General features: G+C 61.0%; 21 protein-coding genes. 8 read left to right on the top strand and 13 right to left on the bottom strand.

The window, feature by feature from the left end:
• Positions 1 to 257: 257 nt before the first annotated feature.
• The 7 genes from CD175_RS02895 to CD175_RS02865 all read right to left on the bottom strand — a co-directional run bounded on the left by CD175_RS02895 (position 258) and on the right by CD175_RS02865 (position 6,429).
• Complete coding sequence (locus CD175_RS02895) at positions 258 to 1,436, bottom strand: trans-sulfuration enzyme family protein (protein ID WP_104447591.1); 1,179 nt, start codon at positions 1,434 to 1,436, stop codon at positions 258 to 260.
• A complete protein-coding gene (locus CD175_RS02890) occupies positions 1,433 to 2,809 on the bottom strand; it encodes a pyridoxal-phosphate dependent enzyme (RefSeq protein WP_007976080.1) in 1,377 nt (458 codons plus the stop codon). Before CD175_RS02890 ends, CD175_RS02895 begins: the two co-directional genes overlap by 4 nt.
• Before the next feature lie 186 nt (positions 2,810 to 2,995).
• Positions 2,996 to 3,178, bottom strand: a complete 183-nt coding sequence (locus CD175_RS02885) for a hypothetical protein (protein ID WP_104447590.1) — start codon at positions 3,176 to 3,178, stop codon at positions 2,996 to 2,998.
• 28 nt (positions 3,179 to 3,206) lie between these two features.
• A complete protein-coding gene (locus CD175_RS02880; protein WP_104447589.1) occupies positions 3,207 to 4,256 on the bottom strand; it encodes a beta/alpha barrel domain-containing protein in 1,050 nt (349 codons plus the stop codon).
• Between the two features lie 25 nt (positions 4,257 to 4,281).
• A complete protein-coding gene (locus CD175_RS02875; protein ID WP_104447588.1) occupies positions 4,282 to 5,214 on the bottom strand; it encodes a DUF6282 family protein in 933 nt (310 codons plus the stop codon).
• A 46-nt stretch (positions 5,215 to 5,260) separates the two neighbouring features.
• Positions 5,261 to 6,031 (bottom strand): HpcH/HpaI aldolase family protein, encoded by a 771-nt coding sequence (locus tag CD175_RS02870; protein WP_104447587.1) that lies wholly within the window; start codon positions 6,029 to 6,031, stop codon positions 5,261 to 5,263.
• Positions 6,028 to 6,429, bottom strand: coding sequence for a cupin domain-containing protein (locus CD175_RS02865; RefSeq protein WP_104447586.1), 402 nt, complete (start codon positions 6,427 to 6,429; stop codon positions 6,028 to 6,030). The genes CD175_RS02870 and CD175_RS02865 overlap by 4 nt, the downstream gene beginning before the upstream one ends.
• 261 nt (positions 6,430 to 6,690) lie before the next feature.
• Between CD175_RS02865 and CD175_RS02860 the strand changes: the two genes are divergently transcribed.
• Both CD175_RS02860 and CD175_RS02855 read left to right on the top strand, forming a co-directional pair.
• Complete coding sequence (locus CD175_RS02860) at positions 6,691 to 8,121, top strand: NAD-dependent succinate-semialdehyde dehydrogenase (protein ID WP_104447585.1); 1,431 nt, start codon at positions 6,691 to 6,693, stop codon at positions 8,119 to 8,121.
• A 168-nt stretch (positions 8,122 to 8,289) separates the two neighbouring features.
• Complete coding sequence (locus tag CD175_RS02855) at positions 8,290 to 9,111, top strand: IclR family transcriptional regulator (RefSeq protein ID WP_104447584.1); 822 nt, start codon at positions 8,290 to 8,292, stop codon at positions 9,109 to 9,111.
• Between the two features lie 159 nt (positions 9,112 to 9,270).
• Here CD175_RS02855 and CD175_RS02850 read toward each other — a convergent pair whose 3' ends face one another.
• The 5 genes from CD175_RS02850 to CD175_RS02830 all read right to left on the bottom strand — a co-directional run bounded on the left by CD175_RS02850 (position 9,271) and on the right by CD175_RS02830 (position 14,995).
• Positions 9,271 to 10,086, bottom strand: a complete 816-nt coding sequence (locus tag CD175_RS02850) for an ABC transporter permease (protein WP_104447583.1) — start codon at positions 10,084 to 10,086, stop codon at positions 9,271 to 9,273.
• A complete protein-coding gene (locus tag CD175_RS02845) occupies positions 10,086 to 11,294 on the bottom strand; it encodes an ABC transporter permease (protein WP_104447582.1) in 1,209 nt (402 codons plus the stop codon). Before CD175_RS02845 ends, CD175_RS02850 begins: the two co-directional genes overlap by 1 nt.
• 18 nt (positions 11,295 to 11,312) lie before the next feature.
• Entirely contained in the window at positions 11,313 to 12,368 is a 1,056-nt protein-coding gene (locus tag CD175_RS02840) for an ABC transporter substrate-binding protein (protein WP_104447581.1), read from the bottom strand.
• A 96-nt stretch (positions 12,369 to 12,464) separates the two neighbouring features.
• Positions 12,465 to 13,589: an ABC transporter ATP-binding protein gene (locus CD175_RS02835; protein ID WP_104447580.1), complete on the bottom strand. Its 1,125-nt coding sequence runs from the start codon at positions 13,587 to 13,589 to the stop codon at positions 12,465 to 12,467.
• 35 nt (positions 13,590 to 13,624) lie between these two features.
• A complete protein-coding gene (locus tag CD175_RS02830) occupies positions 13,625 to 14,995 on the bottom strand; it encodes an aminotransferase (RefSeq protein ID WP_104447579.1) in 1,371 nt (456 codons plus the stop codon).
• Between the two features lie 340 nt (positions 14,996 to 15,335).
• Between CD175_RS02830 and CD175_RS02825 the strand changes: the two genes are divergently transcribed.
• The 5 genes from CD175_RS02825 (at position 15,336) to argE (ending at position 20,370) form a co-directional block, all read left to right on the top strand.
• Complete coding sequence (locus CD175_RS02825) at positions 15,336 to 16,118, top strand: IclR family transcriptional regulator (RefSeq protein ID WP_104447578.1); 783 nt, start codon at positions 15,336 to 15,338, stop codon at positions 16,116 to 16,118.
• Between the two features lie 642 nt (positions 16,119 to 16,760).
• A complete protein-coding gene (locus tag CD175_RS02815) occupies positions 16,761 to 18,122 on the top strand; it encodes a flavin-containing monooxygenase (protein ID WP_205886313.1) in 1,362 nt (453 codons plus the stop codon).
• Positions 18,122 to 18,532: a RidA family protein gene (locus tag CD175_RS02810; protein WP_003201555.1), complete on the top strand. Its 411-nt coding sequence runs from the start codon at positions 18,122 to 18,124 to the stop codon at positions 18,530 to 18,532. The genes CD175_RS02815 and CD175_RS02810 overlap by 1 nt, the downstream gene beginning before the upstream one ends.
• A 10-nt stretch (positions 18,533 to 18,542) precedes the next feature.
• On the top strand, positions 18,543 to 19,217 hold the full coding sequence (locus CD175_RS02805; protein WP_007976091.1) for a DUF1028 domain-containing protein: 675 nt from the start codon (positions 18,543 to 18,545) through the stop codon (positions 19,215 to 19,217).
• A complete protein-coding gene (gene argE, locus CD175_RS02800; RefSeq protein ID WP_104447576.1) occupies positions 19,210 to 20,370 on the top strand; it encodes an acetylornithine deacetylase in 1,161 nt (386 codons plus the stop codon). The genes CD175_RS02805 and argE overlap by 8 nt, the downstream gene beginning before the upstream one ends.
• 29 nt (positions 20,371 to 20,399) lie before the next feature.
• On the opposite strand, the gene CD175_RS31210 is transcribed toward argE, so the two are convergent.
• Complete coding sequence (locus CD175_RS31210; protein WP_157222277.1) at positions 20,400 to 20,555, bottom strand: hypothetical protein; 156 nt, start codon at positions 20,553 to 20,555, stop codon at positions 20,400 to 20,402.
• Here CD175_RS31210 and CD175_RS02795 point away from each other — a divergent pair.
• Positions 20,554 to 21,594 carry a gamma-aminobutyric acid-binding protein gene (locus CD175_RS02795; protein WP_104447575.1) on the top strand — a complete coding sequence of 347 codons (1,041 nt, stop codon included), beginning with the start codon at positions 20,554 to 20,556 and terminating at the stop codon, positions 21,592 to 21,594. The two genes, CD175_RS31210 and CD175_RS02795, sit on opposite strands and share 2 nt — an antisense overlap.
• Positions 21,595 to 21,867: the final 273 nt, after the last annotated feature.

Below are 21,867 nucleotides of genomic sequence, written 5' to 3'. Positions count from 1 at the left end.
AAATGTCGATGCGCCCCGCACAAGCTGATTGCTGCACGACGCTTCGTGAGGGTAGACGAAAACGGCGCGATTATAGGGAGTCTTGGGTGAGAGACCAAAGGCAAAAGATCGCAGCCTGCGGCAGCTCCTACAGAGGGTGTGCATTGGAATAAAAATGGGGCGATTGTAGGGAGGGTCAAAAGATCGCAGCCTGCGGCAGCTCCTACAGGGTACGCATTCCCCTGTAGGAGCTGCCGCAGGCTGCGATCTTTTGACCTTTACATCCGCGCCAACGCCTGCGCCAGATCCGCGCGCAAGTCCTCGACGTCCTCAACCCCCACCGACAATCGCACCAACCCATCGCCAATCCCCAACTCTGCCCGGGTATCGGGCGGGATGGTGGCGTGGGTCATGATCGCCGGGTGTTCGATCAGGCTTTCCACGCCGCCCAGGCTCTCGGCCAGGGCGAAGATCTGTACGTTTTCGAGGAAGCGTTTGGCGCCGGCCAGGTCGCTGTTGAGGTCGAGGGAGATCATCCCGCCGAAACCACGCATTTGCCGCTGGGCCAGTTCGTGCTGCGGGTGCGAGGGCAGGCCGGGGTAGTAGACCCGTGAGACTTGCGGCTGACGCTCCAGCCACTGCGCCAGTTCCAGTGCGTTGCTGCAGTGCCGTTCCATGCGCAGGGCCAGGGTCTTCACCCCGCGCAGGGTGAGGAAGGCGTCGAACGGCCCGGCGATGGCCCCCACGGCGTTTTGCAGGAAGCCCAGGCGCTCGGCCAGTTCGGCGTTCTGCCCGACCACGGCGATGCCGCCGATCACGTCGGAGTGGCCGTTGAGGTATTTGGTGGTCGAGTGCAGCACGATGTCGAAACCCAGTTCCAGCGGGCGCTGGATCCACGGGCTGGCGAAGGTGTTGTCGGCCACGCAGATGATGCCGCGCGCGCGGCAGGTGCGGGCGATGGCGGCGAGGTCGGTGAGGCGCAGCAGCGGATTGCTCGGGGTCTCGACCATGACCATGCGGGTGTCGTCCTGCAGGGACGCCTCGAACGCCGCCAGGTCGGTCAGGTCGACGAAGCTGAAGCGGTGCCCGGCGCTGCGCTGGCGCACCTTGTCGAACAGGCGGAAGGTGCCGCCGTACAGGTCGTTGCCGGAGACGACGTGCGAACCGGCGTCGAGCAGTTCGAGCACCGTGGAAATGGTCGCCAGGCCCGAGGCGAAGGCAAAGCCCCGGGTGCCGCCTTCGAGGTCGGCCACGCAGCGCTCCAGCGCCCAGCGCGTCGGGTTGTGCGAGCGCCCGTAGTCGAGGCCCTTGTGCACCCCGGGGCTCTGTTGCAGGTAGGTGGAGTTGGCGTAGATCGGCGGCATCAAGGCCCCGGTGGATGGGTCCGGCGTTTGCCCGGCATGGATCACCCGGGTGGCGAAGCCCTGAGGCGGGGCGTTTTTGTCCTGGTGACTCATGGCAGGGATCTCCGCAAATGGTTGAGCATGTCGGTTCGGGTAATCAGGCCGTGAAAGCCCGAGGCATCCTGGATGATCGCCACCAGCCCACGGCCCAGCTCTGCCTCCAGTTCCGCCAGGGTGGCAGCGGGGGACAGGGTCTGCAGTTTGTCGGTCATGGCGCTGGCCACGGTTTTACGGAAGTGCGCAACGTCTTCATGCACCCCCAGCAGGATGTCGGACTCGTCGATCACGCCGACCAGTTGCTGACCCTTCACCAGCACCGGCAATTGCGACACGTCCGCCAGGCGCATGCGCTGGAACGCGGTGAGCAGGGTGTCGTCGGGGCCGACGCTGATCACCCGTCCATCCTCGAAACGCCGCGCGATCAGGTCGCGCAGGTCGCCGTAGTGCTTGCGTTGCAGCAGGCCCTGATCGTTCATCCACTGGTCGTTGTAGACCTTCGACAGGTAACGCGTACCGGTGTCGCAGACAAAGCTCACCACCCGTTTCGGCTGGGTCTGTTCGCGGCAGTAACGCAGCGCTGCCGCCAGCAAGGTACCGGTCGACGAGCCGCCGAGAATGCCTTCGGCGCGCAGCAACTGGCGGGCATGGTCGAAGCTTTCTTCGTCGCTGATCGAATAGGCGTGGCGCACGCTGGACAGGTCGGCAATCGACGGGATGAAGTCTTCGCCGATGCCTTCCACCGCCCAGGAACCGGGGGTGGGGAGGGTGCCACCGCGGCTGTATTCGGCCATCACCGAACCGACCGGGTCGGCCAGGACCATTTCCAGGTCCGGCTGCACGCGTTTGAAAAAGCGGGTCAGCCCGGTGAGGGTGCCGGCCGATCCGACGCCGACGACGATGGCGTCCACATCATGCTGGGTTTGCGCCCAGATCTCCGGCGCGGTGCTGCATTCGTGGGCCAGGGGGTTGGCCGGGTTGTTGAACTGGTCGGCGAAGAACGCATCGGGAATTTCCGCCGCCAGCCGCGCGGCGACGTCCTGGTAGTACTCGGGATGGCCCTTGCCGACATCGGAGCGGGTGATGTGCACCTCGGCGCCCATGGCCTTGAGGTGCAGGACCTTCTCGGTGGACATCTTGTCCGGCACCACCAGCACCACCCGGTAACCCTTGGCGCGGCCGACCAGGGCCAGGCCGAGGCCGGTGTTGCCGGCGGTGGCTTCGACGATGGTGCCGCCGGGCCTGAGGCGACCATCACGTTCGGCGGTGTCGATCATGGCCAGACCGATGCGGTCCTTGATCGAGCCGCCGGGGTTCTGTGATTCGAGCTTGAGAAACAGCGTGCAGGGACCGGTATCGAACCGGCTGACACGTACCAGCGGGGTATTGCCAATCAGTTCGAGTACGGCAGGACGGGAATAGTCGGGCATGTCATCACTCCTTGCGTGGATCCGCACTGGATGGACAGCAATCCGCGCCGGGTCTTCGCGCCGGTCGCGGGCAATGCATCGCTTGGACCATAGGCCGGGATGGTGTCGCTCGCAACCTTGTACAGCCGACTGGTAGCGTTACTGTCGAAACGACAACGCCGGTCGATGCGTGCAGTAGAGCGTTTTTCAGACCAGCATCAGTTGCCACGATTCGACGATTTCGCGGCCGATGCGGCGCAGCCTGGACAGTCGCCCCTTGGGCGCCACACGCCGACAGATTCGATCGGTGGTCACTGTGCCCGATAGCCGCCGGGCAACCTCTGGTTCAATCCAGCGCCAGCGCGGCGTGCACGCGTCAATGTTGCCCATGCTGTCAGTCCTCGATTCGGTTTACAGATCAGTGGGTATCAGGCGCAAAGTCCTGCCAGTAGTCCTGTCGGCTGGGTTGTTCCTGATAGGTCTGTACGTGATCTGCCGCCAGTCCCAGTAATTCGCTGGCGGTACGACCGCGTTTGGCCAGGTAGTGGTCGAGTTCGTCGATGGCTCGCCCCAGCACCGGGTAGCCACCGGTGAAGACGGACGAGGTCATTTCTGTTGCACAGGCGCCAGCCAACAGGAAGCGCGCAACATCCAGGCCGTTGCGTGCACCATTGGTGGCGATCAGGGGAAAGTCCGGTCCGAGCTTCTTGCGGGTGAGCATCAACCAGCGGGCGGTCAGTGGCAGGGCCCAACTGCCTCCAATGGCCGCCGACGTGCCGAGCAATGGCCGCTCTGTTTCCAGGTCGGGTAGAAAGCCCATGAAGCGGCCCATCATTACCACGCTGTCGGCACCGCCTCGCCGGGCGGCTTCGGCCAGGCCGACAACGTTTTCACTTTGTCCGGTCAGCTTGATCCATAGCGGCAGATTCGTTGCCTGGCGAATCCGCCGAACAATCTGCTCGATCCGCTCGGTGCCGCGCTCCAGCACGATGGCACCCTTGGCGGCCTCTTCACCATGGGGGGCGCCGATGTTGAGTTCCAGTACTCGTAGACCGGCTTGCTCGATCTGTTGCGCAAAGCGTGCGCACTGTTCGAGGTCGCTGAGGATCAGGCTCGGTACGACATAGGCGTCCTGGCCTTTGGCCTGACGATCCAGCAACGCCAGCTCCTCGATCCAGCCCTCGAAGTCACGCTGGACCAGCCCGGAACGCCCGAACAGACTGGCGTCGGCTGGCGGATTGAAATCCCATGGCAATCGGTTCCACTGGGCATCGAGCAGGGCATAGTCGGTTTTGTCCAGTTGCTGCTTGGCGGCCAGCGATTCGTTGGTGGATTTGGCAACCACCGCACCAGCGCCGGTATCAAGGGCCCTTTTGATGGCGGCGCTGGTCATGGTTTGTTCGCCGGCACCACAGATCACCGGATTCTTCAGGGTCAATGACCCGACGTGTGTCGTCAGACGGCTCATGCAATTGCCTCGATTATTGACCGGATCAGATGTTCATCAGGCGCGCGGCGTTGAGCGAGGTCATCTTGCGCACATCGTCTTCGCTGTAACCCAGGTCGAGTACGGTGCCGATCACGTTGCGGAAACCGTCGACGATGGTCGGGTTACCCTGTTGGCCCAGGTCCGAACCGAGAATGGTCAGGTCCACGGTGCCTGCCTCGATGACCTGCGCGAGGAATTCACCGTCGTAGAATTTGAACTTCGAACCCGGTACCCACATGCACATCGAATGTTCCATGTACACGCCTTCACGGGCGAGCTGGCGCATGTCATCGAGGGTGGCATCGACCACATAAGTCGGATGATTGACCAGCAGGCGCTTGACCCCGCGCTTGCGCGCTTCTTCAAACAGCGGCCAGATTTCCTTGATGTTCAAATGTCCGGCTGAAAGCACGACATCTTCGGCAGCGATCAGGTCCAGGATGCCTTTGACTTCTTCACGCAGCTTTCCATCGTCGTCCAGCACCGTGAGCGGAATTGGTTGCAGCATGCGCTGGGTGGTCTGCGGGAACTTGTCGACGAACGCCACATCCTGATGATGGTGGGCAATGTGGTTGGCCGAAGAGAAGGTCGGCATCCATACCAGCTTCGCGCCCAGTTTCAGGCCGTGCTCGACCGCGTGGATGTTCAGGCCGCCCACGGAGTTGTTGAGTGGCACACCCGACAGCATCTGCACGTTGAGTTCGGAAAAGTGCTTGTTCAACAGTGTCGTGACCGGCGTGCAGGAATAGTAGTGATCCTTGAGCAGGACGGCTTTCAGGCCGGCTGCGGAGGCTTCCTGCATGGCTTCGATATGGTCGCAATAGCGCGGCATCACCGAAGGGCCGCTGTGGCAATGCAGGTCGATCGCGCCGCGCACCAGGCTGTCAATTTGGGCTTCACGATCTGCCGAGGAAGAGGTTTGGGCTGTGGCGTTCATCAGGGGCACCTTGTTTGGGTGGTTGTTCTTGTTGAGTGTGTTTGTGTCAGCGCGACGAGGCGTTGCGAAAAAGCTGTACTTGCTCGGTCCAGCCCTTGCGCAGGACGGCCTGATCGGAACCGACGATAAAAAAGCTCGCGCCGTGGGCGGCGTAACGCTCGACATCGCCGATGTCCGCGACGAAAAGGCCGGCGGCCTTGCCGGCTCGGCGAGCGGCCTGCAGGGTCTGGATCACGGCGTGTTCTACCGCCTCGTGATTGAGGTCGAAGTGGCGCAGCGAGACCGCCAGGTCGGCGCGGCCGACGAACAGGCAATCAACACCGTCAATGTTGGCGATGTCATCCAGCTGCGTGAGGGCGGCTGCATCTTCGATCTGGCAAATCACCGCTGCACGGCCATCGTGGAAGTCAATGTGCCGGGCCAGCGGCATGAGGCCATAACCGCCGGCGCGCGGTGAGTTGGAGAAACCGCGATGACCCTCCCGGTAACGGGTTGCGGCAACGATTTCATGGGCTTGCGCCGCGCTGGTCACGTGGGGCAATACCAGTCCGCCGGCACCGAGGTCCAGCGCCTGAAGCAAAGTAGCCGGACGGTTGTCCGGCACACGGACCAGCCCGCAAATATTGGCGGCCTGACAGGCCAACAGGCCGATGTCGAGGCTAGTGCCGGAGAACCCGGCATGCTCGGCATCCAGTACCACGGCATCGAGCCCGGCGATTCCGGCGATTTCAATCGAGGCGTGGGCGGGCGTCTTTATGAAGCTGCTCAGCAAGCGCTCACCTGCCAGCAGACGCTGCCTCAAGGTTGGGCTGCTCATGACCCGTTCTTCGCGGTGTCGATAGAGCCGAACTCGTTGGCCTGATACTCCACCAGATGCTGGTAGTCGCCGCGCAACGGCGAGAACACATCCAGGTTCATCACCACCTCGTCCCCCAACGGTTCGGCGTAATGCACCACATGCGGCGGGATGCGCAACATGCTGCCTGGCCCGCCTTCCACCACCTCATCGCCCAAATGAAAGTGCACGCGCCCCTGCACAATGATCACCAGTTGTTCAAAGGTATGGCTGTGGGGGAACACATCCATGCCCGGTGTCAGCCAGTTCATCACGCAGATCGTGTCATCACCCCGGAAGCCGACGCGCTCGACGCCCTTGCGGACAGTTTCGCGAGGCAGGTCATTCCAGTTGTGCAGCAGCGCCTGGGCCAGGTTCATCGTGAAAATCCTCGGTTGCGAGACCAGGGAAGGTCTGTCTTGATTGTAATTTTGGTTTCTTTGAAGAGAACAATGTTTCTCTTGTAGATAAAAGCTACTCCCGCTGACTTGGAGTCGTCAACACCTGTGGACATAACTTTTTCAAGCAGGGAATGACTTGACAGAGGTGAAAAACCGGCCATAGCATTGTGTCTTGCAGGAAAACAACGTTTCGTACAAAAGAACACAATTGAAGCGTCTCCAACACCGCGAGGATCCACAATGCGTGTTATCGAATCCATCTTGATTGACGGTCACTGGTCCCGAGGCAGTCATGAGCAACGGGGCGCCGTATTCAATCCCGCCAATGGCGAACACATCGCCGACCTGGGGTTTGCCAGTCGCGCTGACCTTGATCTGGCCCTGGTTGCCGCCGCCAAGGGATTCGAGGTCTGGCGCAAGATCTCGGCCTACGACCGTTCGAAAATTCTTCGTCGCGCGGCTGATCTGGTGCGTGAGCGCTCGGACGCGATTGCTGAACTGATCACCCTGGAGCAAGGCAAGCCACTGGCCGAAGCACGCATGGAGGCCTTTGGTGCCGGTGACCATATTGATTGGTATGCCGAGGAGGGCCGACGGGCCTATGGTCGAGTGATTCCACCTCGTATGCGCGGCGCGCGGCAGATCGTGTTGCGCGAGCCTGTCGGTCCGGTGGCGGCCTTCAGCCCATGGAATTTTCCGGTCAGCCAACTGGTTCGCAAGATTGCCGGGGCCTTGGCTGCCGGATGCTCGATCATCGCCAAAGGGCCGGAAGAAACACCGTCTTCGTGCATCGAGTTGTGCCGCGCCTTCCAGGATGCAGGTGTGCCGCCCGGCGTACTCAACCTGGTGTTTGGTGTGCCGGCGGAGATCTCCGATTACCTGATCCGCTCGGAGGTCATCCGCAAGATTTCCTTCACCGGTTCAGTACCGGTTGGCAGGGCACTGGGCGCGTTGGCAGGGCAACACCTCAAGCGCTGCACGCTGGAACTGGGCGGCCATGCGCCGTTCATTGTCTGCGATGACGTTGACGTCGAGTCAGTGGCGGCATTGGGTGCCGGATTGAAGTTCCGCAATGCCGGGCAGATCTGCGCATCGCCTACGCGTTTTTTTGTCCAGCGCGGGATCTACCAGCGGTTCGTCGACGCATTCAGCAAGGCCAGTGCCGCGTTGAAAGTCGGAGCTGGCGACGTCACCGACAGCCAAATGGGGCCGCTGGCCAATCCGCGGCGGGTGGCGGCGATGCAGGCGTATGTCGATGACGCATTGGCTGTGGGGGCAACCCTGGCGGTCGGAGGGCAGAACGCCGCGCAACCGGGCTTCTTTTTTCCTCCCACCGTACTGGCAGACGTACCCGACAACGCTCGCGTGATGCACGAAGAACCCTTTGGTCCGATCGCCTCGATCATCGCCTTCGATGACCTGGAGGACGTGATTGCCAAAGCCAATGCCTTGCCGTTCGGTCTGGCGGCGTTTGCCTTCACGCGCTCGATTTCACGCGCTACGTTGCTGGCCGATGAGCTGCAAAGCGGCATGGTGTCGATCAATCACTTCGGCATCGCTGCGCCCGAAACCCCGTTCGGCGGGATCAAGGACAGCGGTTACGGCAGCGAGGGAGGCAGTGAGGGGTTGGAGGCTTATCTGACCACCAAGTTCGTCAGCCAGGTCGGCTGATCCACTACTGACGCTTGACGCCTGCACCCGGGCCACCGCTTTCCGAGGAAAGAAAGGTCGCCCGGGTGCAGGCGTCCGGTTTTTTTGGTGTTTCTTTAAGCGATACGATGGGTAAGAATGGCGAAACACAGCAAGTCGCTATCAAGGTTCAGGAAAAAGAGGTGAGCAGTGAAAGCAGAAGACAAAGACCCCAAAGAGGTGACTGCCACCGGACCGGTTTTACTGGAGTCGGTCGAAATGGTTTTCCGGCTGCTCGATGAGCTGACCGCTGCCCGGCGCCCGCTGGGGGTTACCGAGCTGGCGCAGTTGATGCAAACCGCCAAGCCGCGCACCTATCGCCATCTGGCCTCGATGCGGCAGTTGGGCATTCTCGAACAGGACCCCAGCACTGAAAAATACCTGCTGGGTTCACGCCTGGTCGCCTATGGCGAAGCGGCCAGCGAGCAATTTGACCTGCGTGCACTGGCTGATCCTTACCTGACGCGGATTCGTGATAACACTGGCCAAAGTGCGCTGCTCGCGGTGGCTCAGCATGAATCGGCACTGGTGGTTTCCTGCGTCGAATCCAAGGCCAACGTGTGTATTTCGGTCAAGCCGGGTAATCGGGTGTTGCCTTACTGCTCGGCGCAAGGCCGCACGGTATTGGCGTTCGCCGATGCGGCAACCCAGCAACGGGTGATGCGACGCAAGATGCCACGCCTGACTGACAAGACCCTGTGCGATCCCGAAGCGCTGGCGCAGCGTCTGGCGCTGATTCGCGAGCGTCTTTATGACGACGCCGATGGCGAAATCACGGTGGGTATCAATGCGCTGTGCTGCCCGATCTTTCGCGAGAACGACGTGATCGTCGGCACCATCGGCATTGTCGGTCCCAGCTCGGCGATTCCGGTACCGCCACCGGCCAACATGCTGAAGGAACTGCAATCGGCTGCCGCCGAAATCAGTGAGCGGTTGCATGCCGCGACCTACAACAAGAAGCCGGCACGCTGAAGTCCTTCGCATAAAAAAACGCCCTCCCTGTAGGAGCGAGCTTGCTCGCGATGGACGTCAACGATAACGCGGGTTTTCTGGTTAAACCCGGCGCTCTCCAGTCCATCGCGAGCAGGCTCGCTCCTACAGGGGGGGCGTTTTTTTTGCCTGGATTTTTGCTCAGGCGGCATTTTCCTTGCGTTGGGTCAGGTGCCGCGACAGCACCAGCAGAACGGTAGCAAACAGCACCATGATGGTCGCCGCCGCCAGCAAGACCGGGCTGAGGGACTCCCTGGCGGTGGTGAACATTTCCCGGGGCAGGGTGCGTTGATCGGGGCCGGCGAGGAACAAGGTGACCACCACCTCATCCAGCGAGGTGGCGAAGGCGAACAGCCCGCCGGAAATCAATCCCGGTGCTATCAGCGGCAATGTCACTTTACGCAGGCAGACCCAGGGCGTTGCACCCATGCTCGCAGCCGCCCAGAGCAGGCGTTGATTCAGCCCGCTGAGGGCCGAGCCGACATTGATCACCACGAAGGGGACGGCCAGTGTGGTGTGGGCCAGCACCAGGCCGCCGAAGGTGCGGGTCAAGCCAAGGCTGGAGAACACAAAGTACATGCCGACTCCGACAATGACCGCCGGCACGATCATCGGCGCAATCAGCAGGACTTCAATGAAGCGCCGCCCGGGCAAGCGTTCATGACTCAGGCCGAGGGCTGCCAGACCACCCAGCACTACGGCGCACAGAGTACTGAGAATGGCGATGGAGAAGCTGTTGAACAGCGCTCCGATCCATTGTGTCGAACCGAAGAAATCCCGATACCAGTGCAAGGTAAGACTGTTGATCGGCAATGACATGTAGCGACTGTCACTGAACGACAACGGCAATACGATCAGGATCGGCAGCACCAGAAATGCCAGCACCAGCCAGCCACTCAAGGACAGGCTGAAAAAGCCCAGGAAACTCATCGGCCCTGCGTTGGGATTCTTGATCATCATCGTGTCCCTTGGGAGCGGCCGCGAGCGAGGCGGGCCTGAATCAGGTAGAGCAGGGTCGTGACCGTCAGCAGGATAATGCCCAATGCCGATGCCAGGCCCCAGTTCAATGTGCCGGTGGTGAATTGTGCGATGTAGTAGCTGATCATCTGGTCGCCCGGGCCACCGATCAGGGCCGGGGTGATGTAGAAGCCCAGGGTGACGATGAACACCATCAAGGCACCGGCGGCCAGCCCCGGCAGGACCTGCGGCAGGTACACCCGAAAGAAGGTGAACACCGGGCGCGCGCCCATCGAATAGGCGGCTTGAATCAGTAGTTTGTTGCTCGACTGCATGGCCGCCAGCAACGGGAAAACCATGAACGGCAGCATCACGTGCACCAGTGCCAGAATGACGCCGAAACGGTTGTACAACAGGCGCAGGGGCGAATCGATCACGCCCAGATACATGAGTGTGGTATTGACCACGCCGTTGTCCTGGAGCAGCACCATCCATGCAGTCGTGCGGACCAGAATCGAGGTCCAGAACGGCAGCAGGATCAGCAACAGCAGCAAATTACGAGTGCGCGGCGTGCGTCGATCGAGAAAGCTGCATAGCGGGAAGGCCAGCAACACGCAGATGACTGTTGTGGCCGCGGCGATGGCAAAGGTGCGCAGCAGGATCGAGCGATACAAACCTTCCTCGCCTTTACTGACGATCCCTTCGGTGTAATCGCGCTTGAGGTCCAGGGCCGACAACACATGGAAACTGCCCACGGGGCCCGTAGCACGCTTGAAGGTTTGCCAGGTTTCGTTGGTCAACCAGCGTGGGTCGAGGGTGGCAAAGGCTTGGGGTGAACCGTCCAGGCTTTCAACCGAGCGCTTGGCGGCGGTCAGCATGGCGCGCATTTGCGGCGCCTCGTAGGAAAGGCGCCGGGCCAGCCCCGCCAGTTCCTTGGAGGAGACGGCTCGCAGGTCCTCGCTGAACGGCTGTAGCAGGCGTTCATCAGGGGCTGACCGCCCGTCCCACTGTTTGAGTGCCAGTGCGGTTTGGGGCAGCGCCTCGGGCAGTTCGGTGTCCGCCACGCCACGCCATAACAGCGTGGCAATCGGCCCGACGAACGTCAGCAGCAAGAACAGCACCAGCGGTGCCAGCAGGGCATAGGCCCGCCATAGCGCCCGATAATCCTTACGGGCGGCGACGGGCAGGGGAAGAGCGATCGTGGTCATTTCAGGGCCTCGGGATGATTACTTGGCTGACCAGGCGGTCCACTTGGCGCTGAGTTCATCGACACGATCGACCCAGAACTTGTCGTCGATCTGTAGAACGTTCTGGCTGTTCTGCGGTGCGCTTGGCATGTCGGCCAGCACCTTGGGGTCGACCTGGGCAATGCCCTTGACCGCCGTGATGCCGGTTGGCTGCAGCGCAGGCCAGAGTTTCTGCTGCTCGGGGTTGCCCATTTCCTTGAGCAGGCCATAGGCAGCTTCGACGTTTGGCGAATTTCTGAGGATGACCCAGCTGTCCATGGTTTGCAGCGACTGGTTCCAGACCAGGCCAAAAGGTTTGTGATCCTGTTTGATCGCGTTGGTTACTCGACCGTTATAGGAGGTGGTCATGGCGACTTCACCAGACGCCAGCAGTTGCATGGGTTGACCGCCGGATTTCCAGAACAGCAACTGGTCCTTGATTTGATCCAGCTTGGTGAATGCCCGTTTCACGCCTTCGGGTGTGGTCAGCACTTTGTAGACATCCGCGACCGGTACGCCATCGGCCATCAGGGCAATCTCCAGATTGCCTTTCGGTCCCTGGCGCAGTGCGCGTTTGCCCGGGTAGGTTTTCAGGTCGAAGAAGTCGTTCCAGCCCTGGGGCGTGCCTTTGAGTTTTGATTTGTCGTAACCCAGCACGAAGTTGTAGACCGCCGCACCCACGCCGCATTCACTCGCGGCAGACGGGATGTAATTGTCCTTGCCGCCAATGCGTGAGAAATCCAGTGGCAGGAACAGGTCTTCGCTGCATCCCAGTTGCAGGTCTTCACCTTCGACCTGAACCACGTCCCAGCCGCTGTCAGGGCCGTCAGCCTTGGTGCGCAAAATACCGATGCCGCTGTCCCAGGAATCTTCCAGTACCTTGTGACCCGAGTCTTTGGCATAGGGCGCGAAAAAAATCTGCCGTTGCACGTCCTGATAGCTACCGCCCCAAGAGACGACTGTGAGATCGCGCGCTTGAACGCTACTCGAAAGCGCGCCGACACAGAACAGGCCGAACACAGTGGAAAGGGTGATAAGCGGTTTAGCGTTGAACATGATGGACTCCAGAGCTGGTTTTTAATCGTTCTTGTGGGCAGCAATAGAAAAAATGCGGTCTTTCTGGTTGTTATCGATCTCTCGTCGTCGAAGCGCTCAAGGCAGCAGTAATGAATGCTCCCTGGGCAACGCCAGTGCCACCGTGTCGCCGGGAACGGGCAGGGGGCGATTCAAGCTGCCGGGGTTGAGCTTCATCGTCAGGGGCGTGCCGCTGGGCAAGGTCAGTCGCAGGTTGCAATGGGCGCCATGGAAAATGCTGTCCACCAGACGCGCCTGCAAAGCGGGTTCTCCGGGGTTGGCCAAGCGCACGTTTTCCGGGCGGATCGCCAGTGATGCAGGGTCTCCAACAGCCAGCGTCGCAAGATGGCATGGCACATCGCGAATCGAGTTGTCGTCCTTGAGGAGGATGCTGGCACTCGTACTGCCGACACCGGTAATGACCCCGTCGAGCAAATTGGTTTCGCCGAGAAAGTTGGCGACGAACCGGCTGCTGGGACGGTTGTAGATGGCTTCCGGGCGGTCGATCTGCTCGATCTTGCCGTTGTGAAACACCGCCACGCGATCAGACATGGTCATCGCCTCATCCTGGTCATGGGTGACGTAGACGAAGGTGATGCCGAGTTGGCGGTGGATACTCTTGAGTTCAAGTTGCATGCGCTCGCGCAGGGCCTTGTCGAGCGCACCCAGCGGTTCATCCATCAACAACATGCGCGGGCGATAGACCAATGCTCTGGCCAGTGCGACGCGTTGCTGCTGGCCGCCGGACAACTGCGCCGGGCGGCGCGAGGCGAAGCCGCTCAGTTGTGCCAGCTCCAGCGCTTCGCCGACGCGCTGCTTGCGCTCGGCGGCGGAAACTTTGCGCAGGTTCAAGGGGAACGCCACATTTTGTTCCACGGACATGTGCGGGAATAACGCATAACTCTGGAACACCACACCCATGTCGCGCTTGTAGGCGGGCAGCCGACTGATGTCGTGGCCATCCATGAAAATCTGCCCGCGATCCGGTGAGTCGAACCCCGCCAGCATCATCAGCGTGGTGGTCTTGCCTGAGCCGCTGGGACCGAGCAAGGACAGGAATTCGCCCTGGGCAATTTCCAGGTTCAGGTCATTCACCACCCAATTTCGTTCATCGTAGGTCTTGTGCACGTTTTCAAAGCGCACCAGTGGCTGTGCGCAGGCTGCAGCTGCCGGCAGGGAGGATTGGGGCGACGGTGCGTTCATGGGGCTGACTCGTTCTTTCATGGCTGAAAATGCAGTCATTGCTGCATCCCGGCATAGACCTCATCGAGGGATTCGGCCACGGCTGCGAGGATGACATCGACCTGAGCCGCGTTAATGATCAGGGGCGGAGCCATGACTAGCGTATCGCCCAGCGCCCGGAGCAGGACACCGCGACGCTGGAGGGCTTCAGCGACCTGGCCGGCGACCTTCAGTTGGGCGGGGAAGGGCTCGCGGGTCTGCTTGTCGGCAACGAACTCCAGCGCCGCCATCAGGCCAATGCCTCGTGCTTCACCGATCAGCGGGTGATTGCCGAGTGCACGAACACCCTCCTGGAATCGAGGTGCCACGGCTGCGACGTTGGTCAAAATGTCGAGTTCGTCGTACAGCGCCAGCGTTTCCAGCGCCACAGCCGCCGCCACCGGGTGTCCGCCGTAGGTGTAGCCGTGACCGAACCCGCCCAGCGCGTTGCTCTGGTCGGCGATAGCTTGATAGATCGTGTCACTAATCAGTAAAGCAGAGATGGGTTGGAAGGCCGCTGACAGGCCCTTGGCGCAGGTCAGCATGTCCGGTTCAATCCCCATGGCTTGCGAGCCCCAGTAATGTCCGGTACGACCGAAGCCGCAGATCACTTCATCGGCGACCATCAGAATGTCGTACTTGCGCAACACGGCCTGAATTTTGGCGAAATAGGTCGCGGGGGGAACGATGACGCCACCGGTGCCCATGACCGGCTCGGCGAAAAACGCACCGATGGTCTCGGGACCGGCCTCAAGAATGGTCTGTTCCAGTTCGTCGGCCAGGCGGCTGGCGAAGCCTTCTTCGCTTTCGCCGGGAAGGCCCTGGCGATAAAGGTGCGGGCAGCGCACATGGATCACGTCAGCCAAGGGGTCGCCCCAGCCTTTATGCATGTTCGGCAGCCCGGTCAGGCTGGCGGCGGCGAGCGTAGTGCCGTGGTAGCTGCGCTGGCGAGCGATGAGTTTGTGTTTTTCCGGCTTGCCGATTGCGGTGTGGTAGTAGCGAACCAGTTTGATGGCGCTGTCGATGGCTTCCGAACCGGAGCTTTGAAACAACACTTTGCTCAAGGATGCCGGCGCTCGCTCTATCAGCGCGGTGGCCAGATCGATGACCGGCTGGGTCGTGCGGTGCGCGAAAGTCTGCTGATACGGAAGTTTGAGCATCTGGGCATAGGCCGCCTTGGCCAGCCGGGGTTGATTAAACCCCAGCGTTGCGCACCACAACCCCGACATACCTTCGATGTAGCGATTGCCGTCAGTGTCGAAGACATGGATTCCTTCCCCTCGCTCCATCACCAAAGGACCGATCTGTTCGTGCAGGCGCAGGTTGGTCTGGGAATGGAGATGGTGAGCAATGTCCTTGCTCGCAAGGGTTGAATCGATCGGCGCCATAGTCTGTTCCTCGCTTTTGTCGTATGCGTATGCGTGACGTGGTTTCATTTTTACGAGGATTTTTTGTAAGCGTCAATGACTATATTGTTTCGCACAGAAGAATATTATTTCTCTGAGTGGGTGATTTTTACTGATTTCTATTGCTTGTACGTGGTCGTTTTTATGGTTTTTCTTCAAGATCAACGGCTTACTGCGAGCAACTTCAGGGGGGAGTTCTTGCTGGGGAGAGCGTAATTGCGAAAGCTTGTGTTCTCTGTTTTCCTGGTGTCCTATGAGGGATAGGCAAAAACAGAAACCCACGTATCGACTGTCGAAACGGCAGTTGTTGCAGGAAGCCCGCATGAGTGATGACATTGGTAAAGGAGGGGTCCGCTCCGTGCAACTGGCGCTTGATGTGCTGGAGCAGGTTGCCGCTGCGCAGGGTGAGATCGGCGTGAGTGAGTTGGCGGTAAAATTGGGTACGACCAAGGGGTCGGTTTTCCGCCATTTGAAAACATTGGTGGAGCGGGGATATTTGAGTCAGAACCCGGCCACTTCCCGTTATCGTCTCGGCATACGAACCTATGTGTTGGGGCAGGCTGCCGCATCGGGCATTGATCTGCTCAGCGCATCGGGTGATGCCATGCGCGACTTGCGAGAGGAGCTTGGGCTTTCCGTGGTGTTGTCGGTTCTCGAGGGAGGGCGATTGACAGTCGTCACCACCAACCTGGGCAAGGCCTCACTGGAAATTGGCGTGCGGCCGGGTACCGAGCTGCATTTGCATTGCAATGCTCAAGGCAAGGTGGCTTTGGCATTCTCAGGCAGGCTGATGGCCGAGCTCGCGCGGCATTCGCCGCTGCAGCGCTACACCGAATACACCATTGTCGACCCCGGGGCTCTCGAGCGTGAAGTGCACCAGGTCATGTCCACTGGATATGGGACGGCCTTTGAAGAGGAAACGCTGGGCATCAGTGCGCTTGCTGCACCCATCTTCAATGGTGCCAATGAGCTGGCAGGGACCTTGGCCATCGTCGGTACTGTGCAACACATCCCCAGAGAACCACCGACTGATCATGTGGATGCGTTGCGCCGGGCTGCCCTGCGCATTTCCTGGAACCTGGGGTACAAGGGCTTACTGATTTGACGGCATTGGCAACAAACAAGAGCCTCCCGAATCTTGTATAGCGAGTAAAGATGCACAAAAAACGCCACTGAGTTGAGTGGCGTTTTTTTTTGCCCTTCACGGAATCCCGGGGGAACACAGATCACGAAATATCTGTAGGAGCTGCCGAAGGCTGCGATCTTTTGATCTTGATCTTCAGCAATCTCCAGATCGCAAAAGCAAGATCAAAAGATCGCAGCCTTCGGCAGCTCCTACAAGGGAACGCGTGCACCACCAAACAACGCCCATCGCCAGCAAGCTGGCTCCTACAGTCGCGGTCCTTTGTAGGAGCTGGCTTGCCAGCGATGGTCGTTAACGATAACGCGTGTGAACGGGATAAACGCGGCGCACTGGAGCCCATCGCCAGCAATCGAGCGTCGACCGGTTGCTCCTGCAATTCCCCGGGATCGGGTGATGAACCTTTTTTTTGCCATTCCTTCGACCTCTCTGCAAAGCCTTCTGCCATGCGGCTTCCGCGCTTTTCCTGGCGACAGCTTTTTCCTCGCCAGCAACCACAAAAAACATAATTTCGCTATTTCCCGGCTCCGAACAGAATGCGGCCAACACCCTGATACCGATAGCCGCAGCAGAAGAACAACAGTGATCAGCATCGAGGCGGCAGCCATGACCGACCTGAATCAAACCACCTTTCAGAAGTGCACAGCCATGACAGTTGATAAAACCGAAATTGATACGCTTGTTGTTGGCGCCGGCCAGGCCGGCGTGGCCATGAGTGAACACCTGAGCAAACTCGGTGTGCCCCACCTCGTGCTGGAGCGCAACCGTATCGCCGAAGCCTGGCGCACCGGCCGCTGGGATTCGCTGGTGGCCAACGGTCCTGCCTGGCACGACCGCTTTCCGGGCCTGGAATTCGACGGCCTGGACCCGGACGCCTTCGCCGGCAAAGAGCAGGTGGCCGAGTACTTTGAAGCCTATGCCCGCAAGTTCAACGCGCCGATCCGCACCGGTGTTGAAGTCAAGAGCGTACAACGTAATGCCGACCGTCCGGGTTTCACCGTTGAAACCTCTGATGGCGTGATCGAGGCCCGCCACGTGGTGGTCGCCACGGGCCCGTTCCAGCGTCCGGCCATTCCGCCGATTGCCCCGCCAATGGCCGGCATCAGCCAGATTCACTCCGCCCAGTACTACAACCCGCAGCAACTGGCCGAAGGCGCGGTGCTGGTGGTGGGCGCCGGGTCGTCGGGCGTGCAGATCGCCGATGAACTGCAACGTTCCGGCAAACAGGTCTACCTCTCGGTCGGCGCCCACGACCGTCCGCCGCGCGCCTATCGCAACCGCGATTTCTGCTGGTGGCTGGGGGTGCTGGGCGAGTGGGATGCCGAGGCCATGCAACCGGGCAAGGAGCACGTGACCATCGCCGTCAGCGGTGCCCGTGGCGGCCACACCGTGGACTTCCGGCGCCTGGCGCATCAGGGCATGACCCTGGTCGGCCTGACTCAATCGTTCAACGGCGCTGTGGTGAGTTTCGAAAACAACCTCGCCGACAACATCCGCCGTGGCGATGAAAACTACCTCGCGCTGCTCGACAAGGCCGACGCCTATATCGAGCGCAACGGCCTGGACCTGCCGCTGGAACCGGAAGCCCGGGCCATGCTGGCCGATCCGGATTGCGTGACAAATCCAATCCTGGAACTGGACCTGGTCAAGGCCGGCGTGACCACGATCATCTGGGCCACCGGTTACTCCACCGACTACAGCTGGCTGAAGGTCGATGCCTTCAAGGAAAACGGCAAGCCGCAGCACCAGCGCGGCGTGTCGGCCGAGCCGGGGGTGTATTTCGTCGGGTTGCCGTGGCAGTCCCGTCGTGGCTCCGCGTTCATCTGGGGCGTTTGGCACGACGCCAAGCACATCGCCGATCACATCGTTAAGCAGCACACCTATTTCAACTATCGGGATGCGACCCAGCGTCAAGCCGACGCCGCCCGCGCACCTGTTCAGAAAGCCAGCCTCATGGGAGTTCGTTAATGCCTACTCATACCCGCATCCGCATGTTCAACACCAAAGACACCTACCCGAACCAGACGCTGGACAACGATCTGTGCCAGGCCGTGCGCGCCGGCAATACCGTGTATGTCCGTGGTCAGGTCGGCACCGATTTCAACGGCCAGCTGGTGGGCCTCGGTGATCCGCGCGCCCAGGCCGAACAGGCCATGCGCAACGTCAAGCAACTGCTTGAAGAGGCGGGCAGCGACCTGAGCCACATCGTCAAGACCACCACTTACCTGATCGACCCGCGCTATCGCGAGCCGGTGTACCAGGAAGTCGGGAAGTGGCTCAAGGGTGTGTTCCCGATTTCCACCGGGCTGGTGGTCAGTGCCCTCGGCCAGCCGCAGTGGCTGATGGAAATCGACGTGATTGCCGTTATCCCTGAATAAGGACTTCGCCATGACTTTTTCCATCGTGGGTCGCTGCGCCGAGACCGGCCAGCTGGGCATTGCCATCAGTTCTTCGAGCATCGCCGTCGGTGCGCGCTGCCCCTGGCTGCGTGCCGGGGTCGGCGCGGTGTCGAGCCAGAACATCACGCTGCCGGCCCTCGGCCCGCAGATCCTCGATGAACTGGCCAACGGCTCGGCGCCGCCCCAGGCGCTGGACCACTCGTTGACCCGCAACGGCTACAGCCAATACCGCCAAGTGGCGGTGGTGGATGCCCACGGCCGTACGGCGGTGTTCAGCGGCAACCATGCGCTGGGCATCAACAACGCGGTGGCCGGTGACCAATGCGTGGCGGCCGGCAACCTGCTGGCCAACAGTGGGGTGATCGAGGCGATGGTCGCGGCCTTCGAAAACAGCGAAGGCTGCCTCGCCACCCGCCTGATGAACGCCTTGCAGGCCGGGCAGGACGCCGGCGGCGAAGCGGGCGCGGTGCACTCGGCGGCGTTGTCGGTGGTCGGTGACCTGACCTGGCCGATTGTCGACCTGCGGGTGGATTGGGCCGATGAAAACCCGATTGGCGAGCTGGGCAAACTGTGGACTGCTTATGAGCCGCAATTGCAGGACTACCTGACCCGCGCGCTCAATCCGACCCTGGCCCCCGCCTATGGAGTGCCCGGCGATGAATGAGTTGCGCAGCCGCGCCATGCTCGCGCGGTTGATCGGGTTCGCCACGGTCAGCCGCGATTCGAACCTCGAGCTGATCGAGTTCGTGCGTGACTACCTGCATGGGCTGGGCGTGGATTGCGAATTGATCTACAACGCCGAGCGGACCAAGGCCAATCTGTTGGCCACGGTCGGCCCGAGCGTGGTCGGCGGCATCGTGCTGTCCGGTCACACCGACGTGGTACCGGTGGACGGCCAGGCCTGGACGGTCGAGCCGTTCAGCCTGAGCGAGGCGGGCGGCAAGCTTTACGGTCGTGGCACTGCGGACATGAAAGGCTATCTGGCCTCGGTGCTGGCGGCCGTGCCGGTGTTTCTCGCCAGCCCTTTGAAGCGCCCGGTGCACTTGGCGTTTTCCTATGACGAAGAGGTCGGCTGCCTTGGCGTGCGCGGTTTGCTGGAGGTGTTGCCCCAACGCATCCCGGCCCCGGCGTTGTGTTTGATCGGCGAGCCGACCGAACTCAAGCCGGTGCTTGGCCACAAGGGCAAGCTGGCGATGCGTTGCCACGTACGTGGTGCGGCCTGTCATTCGGCCTACGCGCCTTATGGGGTCAATGCCATCGAGCAGGCCGCGCGTCTGATCGGTCGGCTGGGCGACATCGGCGCCACCCTGGCCCGGCCGCCATTGCACGACAAGCGCTTCGATCCGGCGTTCTCGACCGTGCAGGTCGGCGTGATCCAGGGCGGTACGGCGCTGAACATCGTGCCAGCGGACTGCCGTTTCGATTTCGAGATCCGCGCCTTGCCGGACTTCGCTCCGCAAGTGGTCGTCGATGAGCTGCAGGACTACGCCGAGCAGACATTGCTGCCGGCCATGCAGGCCGTGGACACCGATACCGCCATTCGCTTTGAAAAAATTTCGGCCTATCCGGGCCTGGCGACACCCGCCGACAGCGCCGCCGCCCGGCTGATTGCCGAGCTGTGCGGCAGCGATGATTTCGGCACCGTGGCCTTTGGCACCGAAGGCGGGCTGTTCAATCAGGCCGGGATTGCGACCGTGGTCTGCGGTCCCGGCAGCATGGACCAGGGGCACAAGCCCGATGAATTTGTCAGCGTCGACCAGATGGCGGCCTGTGACCGCCTGATGGATCGCCTGGCGGCTTATCTGAGTGAGCAATAACAACAATGGGTCAACAGGGCTGATTCCGCTCAATCACCTGTAGGAGCCGGCTTGCCGGCGATAGCGATTTGGCAGGCGACATCGGTTTTGACCGATCCGCCGCCATCGCCGGCAAGCCGGCTCCTACAGGTGACGAATCGGCATTGGTCAGTGTGCGAACCCATACTTTCGAGGAAGCGATCCATGTCCAGATCCTTGCGTTGCAGTGTTCCGTTTACCCTGGCGTTGTTGAGTGCCAGTGTGTGGGCGGCCCCCCAGGACCTCACCGTGATTTCCTTCGGTGGTGCTACCAAACAGGCCCAGGATAAAGCCTACTTCCAGCCCTTCAACGCCAGCGGCGCGGGCAACATCATCGCCGGTGAGTACAACGGCGAGCTGTCGAAGATCAAGGCCATGGTCTCGGCCGGTCACACCAGCTGGGACGTGGTGGAAGTCGAAAGCCCCGAGCTGTTGCGCGGCTGCGAGGAGGGCCTGTTCGAGAAGCTCGATGCGGGGCGCTTCGGTGATTCGGCGAACTTCGTGCCCGGTGCGCTGACCGAATGCGGGGTGGCCACTTACGTCTGGTCGATGGTCATGGCCTATGACCAGAGCAAGCAGGCCAAGGCGCCGCAATCCTGGGCGGACTTCTGGAACGTCGCCGACTTCCCGGGCAAGCGCGGCCTGCGCAAGAGCGCCAAGTACACCCTGGAAATCGCCTTGCTGGCCGATGGCGTCAAGGCGGATGACATTTACAAGGTGTTGAACACGCCACAAGGCGTGACCCGGGCCTTTGCCAAGCTCGACCAGATCAAGCCGAACATCCAGTGGTGGGAGGCGGGCGCCCAGCCGGCGCAATGGCTGGTGGCCGGCGACGTGGTGATGAGCGCGGCCTACAACGGCCGGATCGCCTCGGCGCAAAAGGAAGGTATGAAGCTGAGCATCGTCTGGCCGCAAAGCCTGTACGACCCGGAATACTGGGCGGTGGTCAAAGGCACGCCGAACAAGGCATTGGCGGAAAGCTTCATCGCATTCGCCAGCCAGCCGCAGACGCAAAAAGTCTTTTCGGAAAACATCCCTTACGGGCCGGTGCATCGCCAGACCTTGCCATTGCTGCCCAAGGATGTGCAGGAACAACTGCCAACCGCCGAGGCCAACCTGGCCGGTGCACGGGCGGTGGACGCAGAGTTCTGGGTCGACCATGGCGAAGAGCTGGAACAGCGCTTCAACGCCTGGGCTGCGCGCTGATACAGGAACCGCATAACCCCTGTGGGAGCGAGCCTGCTCGCGAAAGCGGCATGTCAGTCACATCGATGCTGGATGTGCCGCCGTCTTCGCGGGCAAGCCCGCTCCCACAGGGATTTCGTTGTTCTGATTTTTATTGGTTTTTCCTGCTGATAATTGGCCATTACTGCGCAATCTTTTTTAACGTTTAAAGGCACAAATTAACTAATTTTCCTCCCCTCGCTCTTTGTCCATGATCGCCTCCAACAAGAAATGCGCCGTCCCGTTTGCGCACAC

Source organism: Pseudomonas laurylsulfatiphila, assembly GCF_002934665.1.
Taxonomy (GTDB): domain Bacteria; phylum Pseudomonadota; class Gammaproteobacteria; order Pseudomonadales; family Pseudomonadaceae; genus Aquipseudomonas; species Aquipseudomonas laurylsulfatiphila.
Note: the sequence above shows the minus strand (reverse complement) of the source record. Positions and strands in the feature narration are given on the sequence as shown.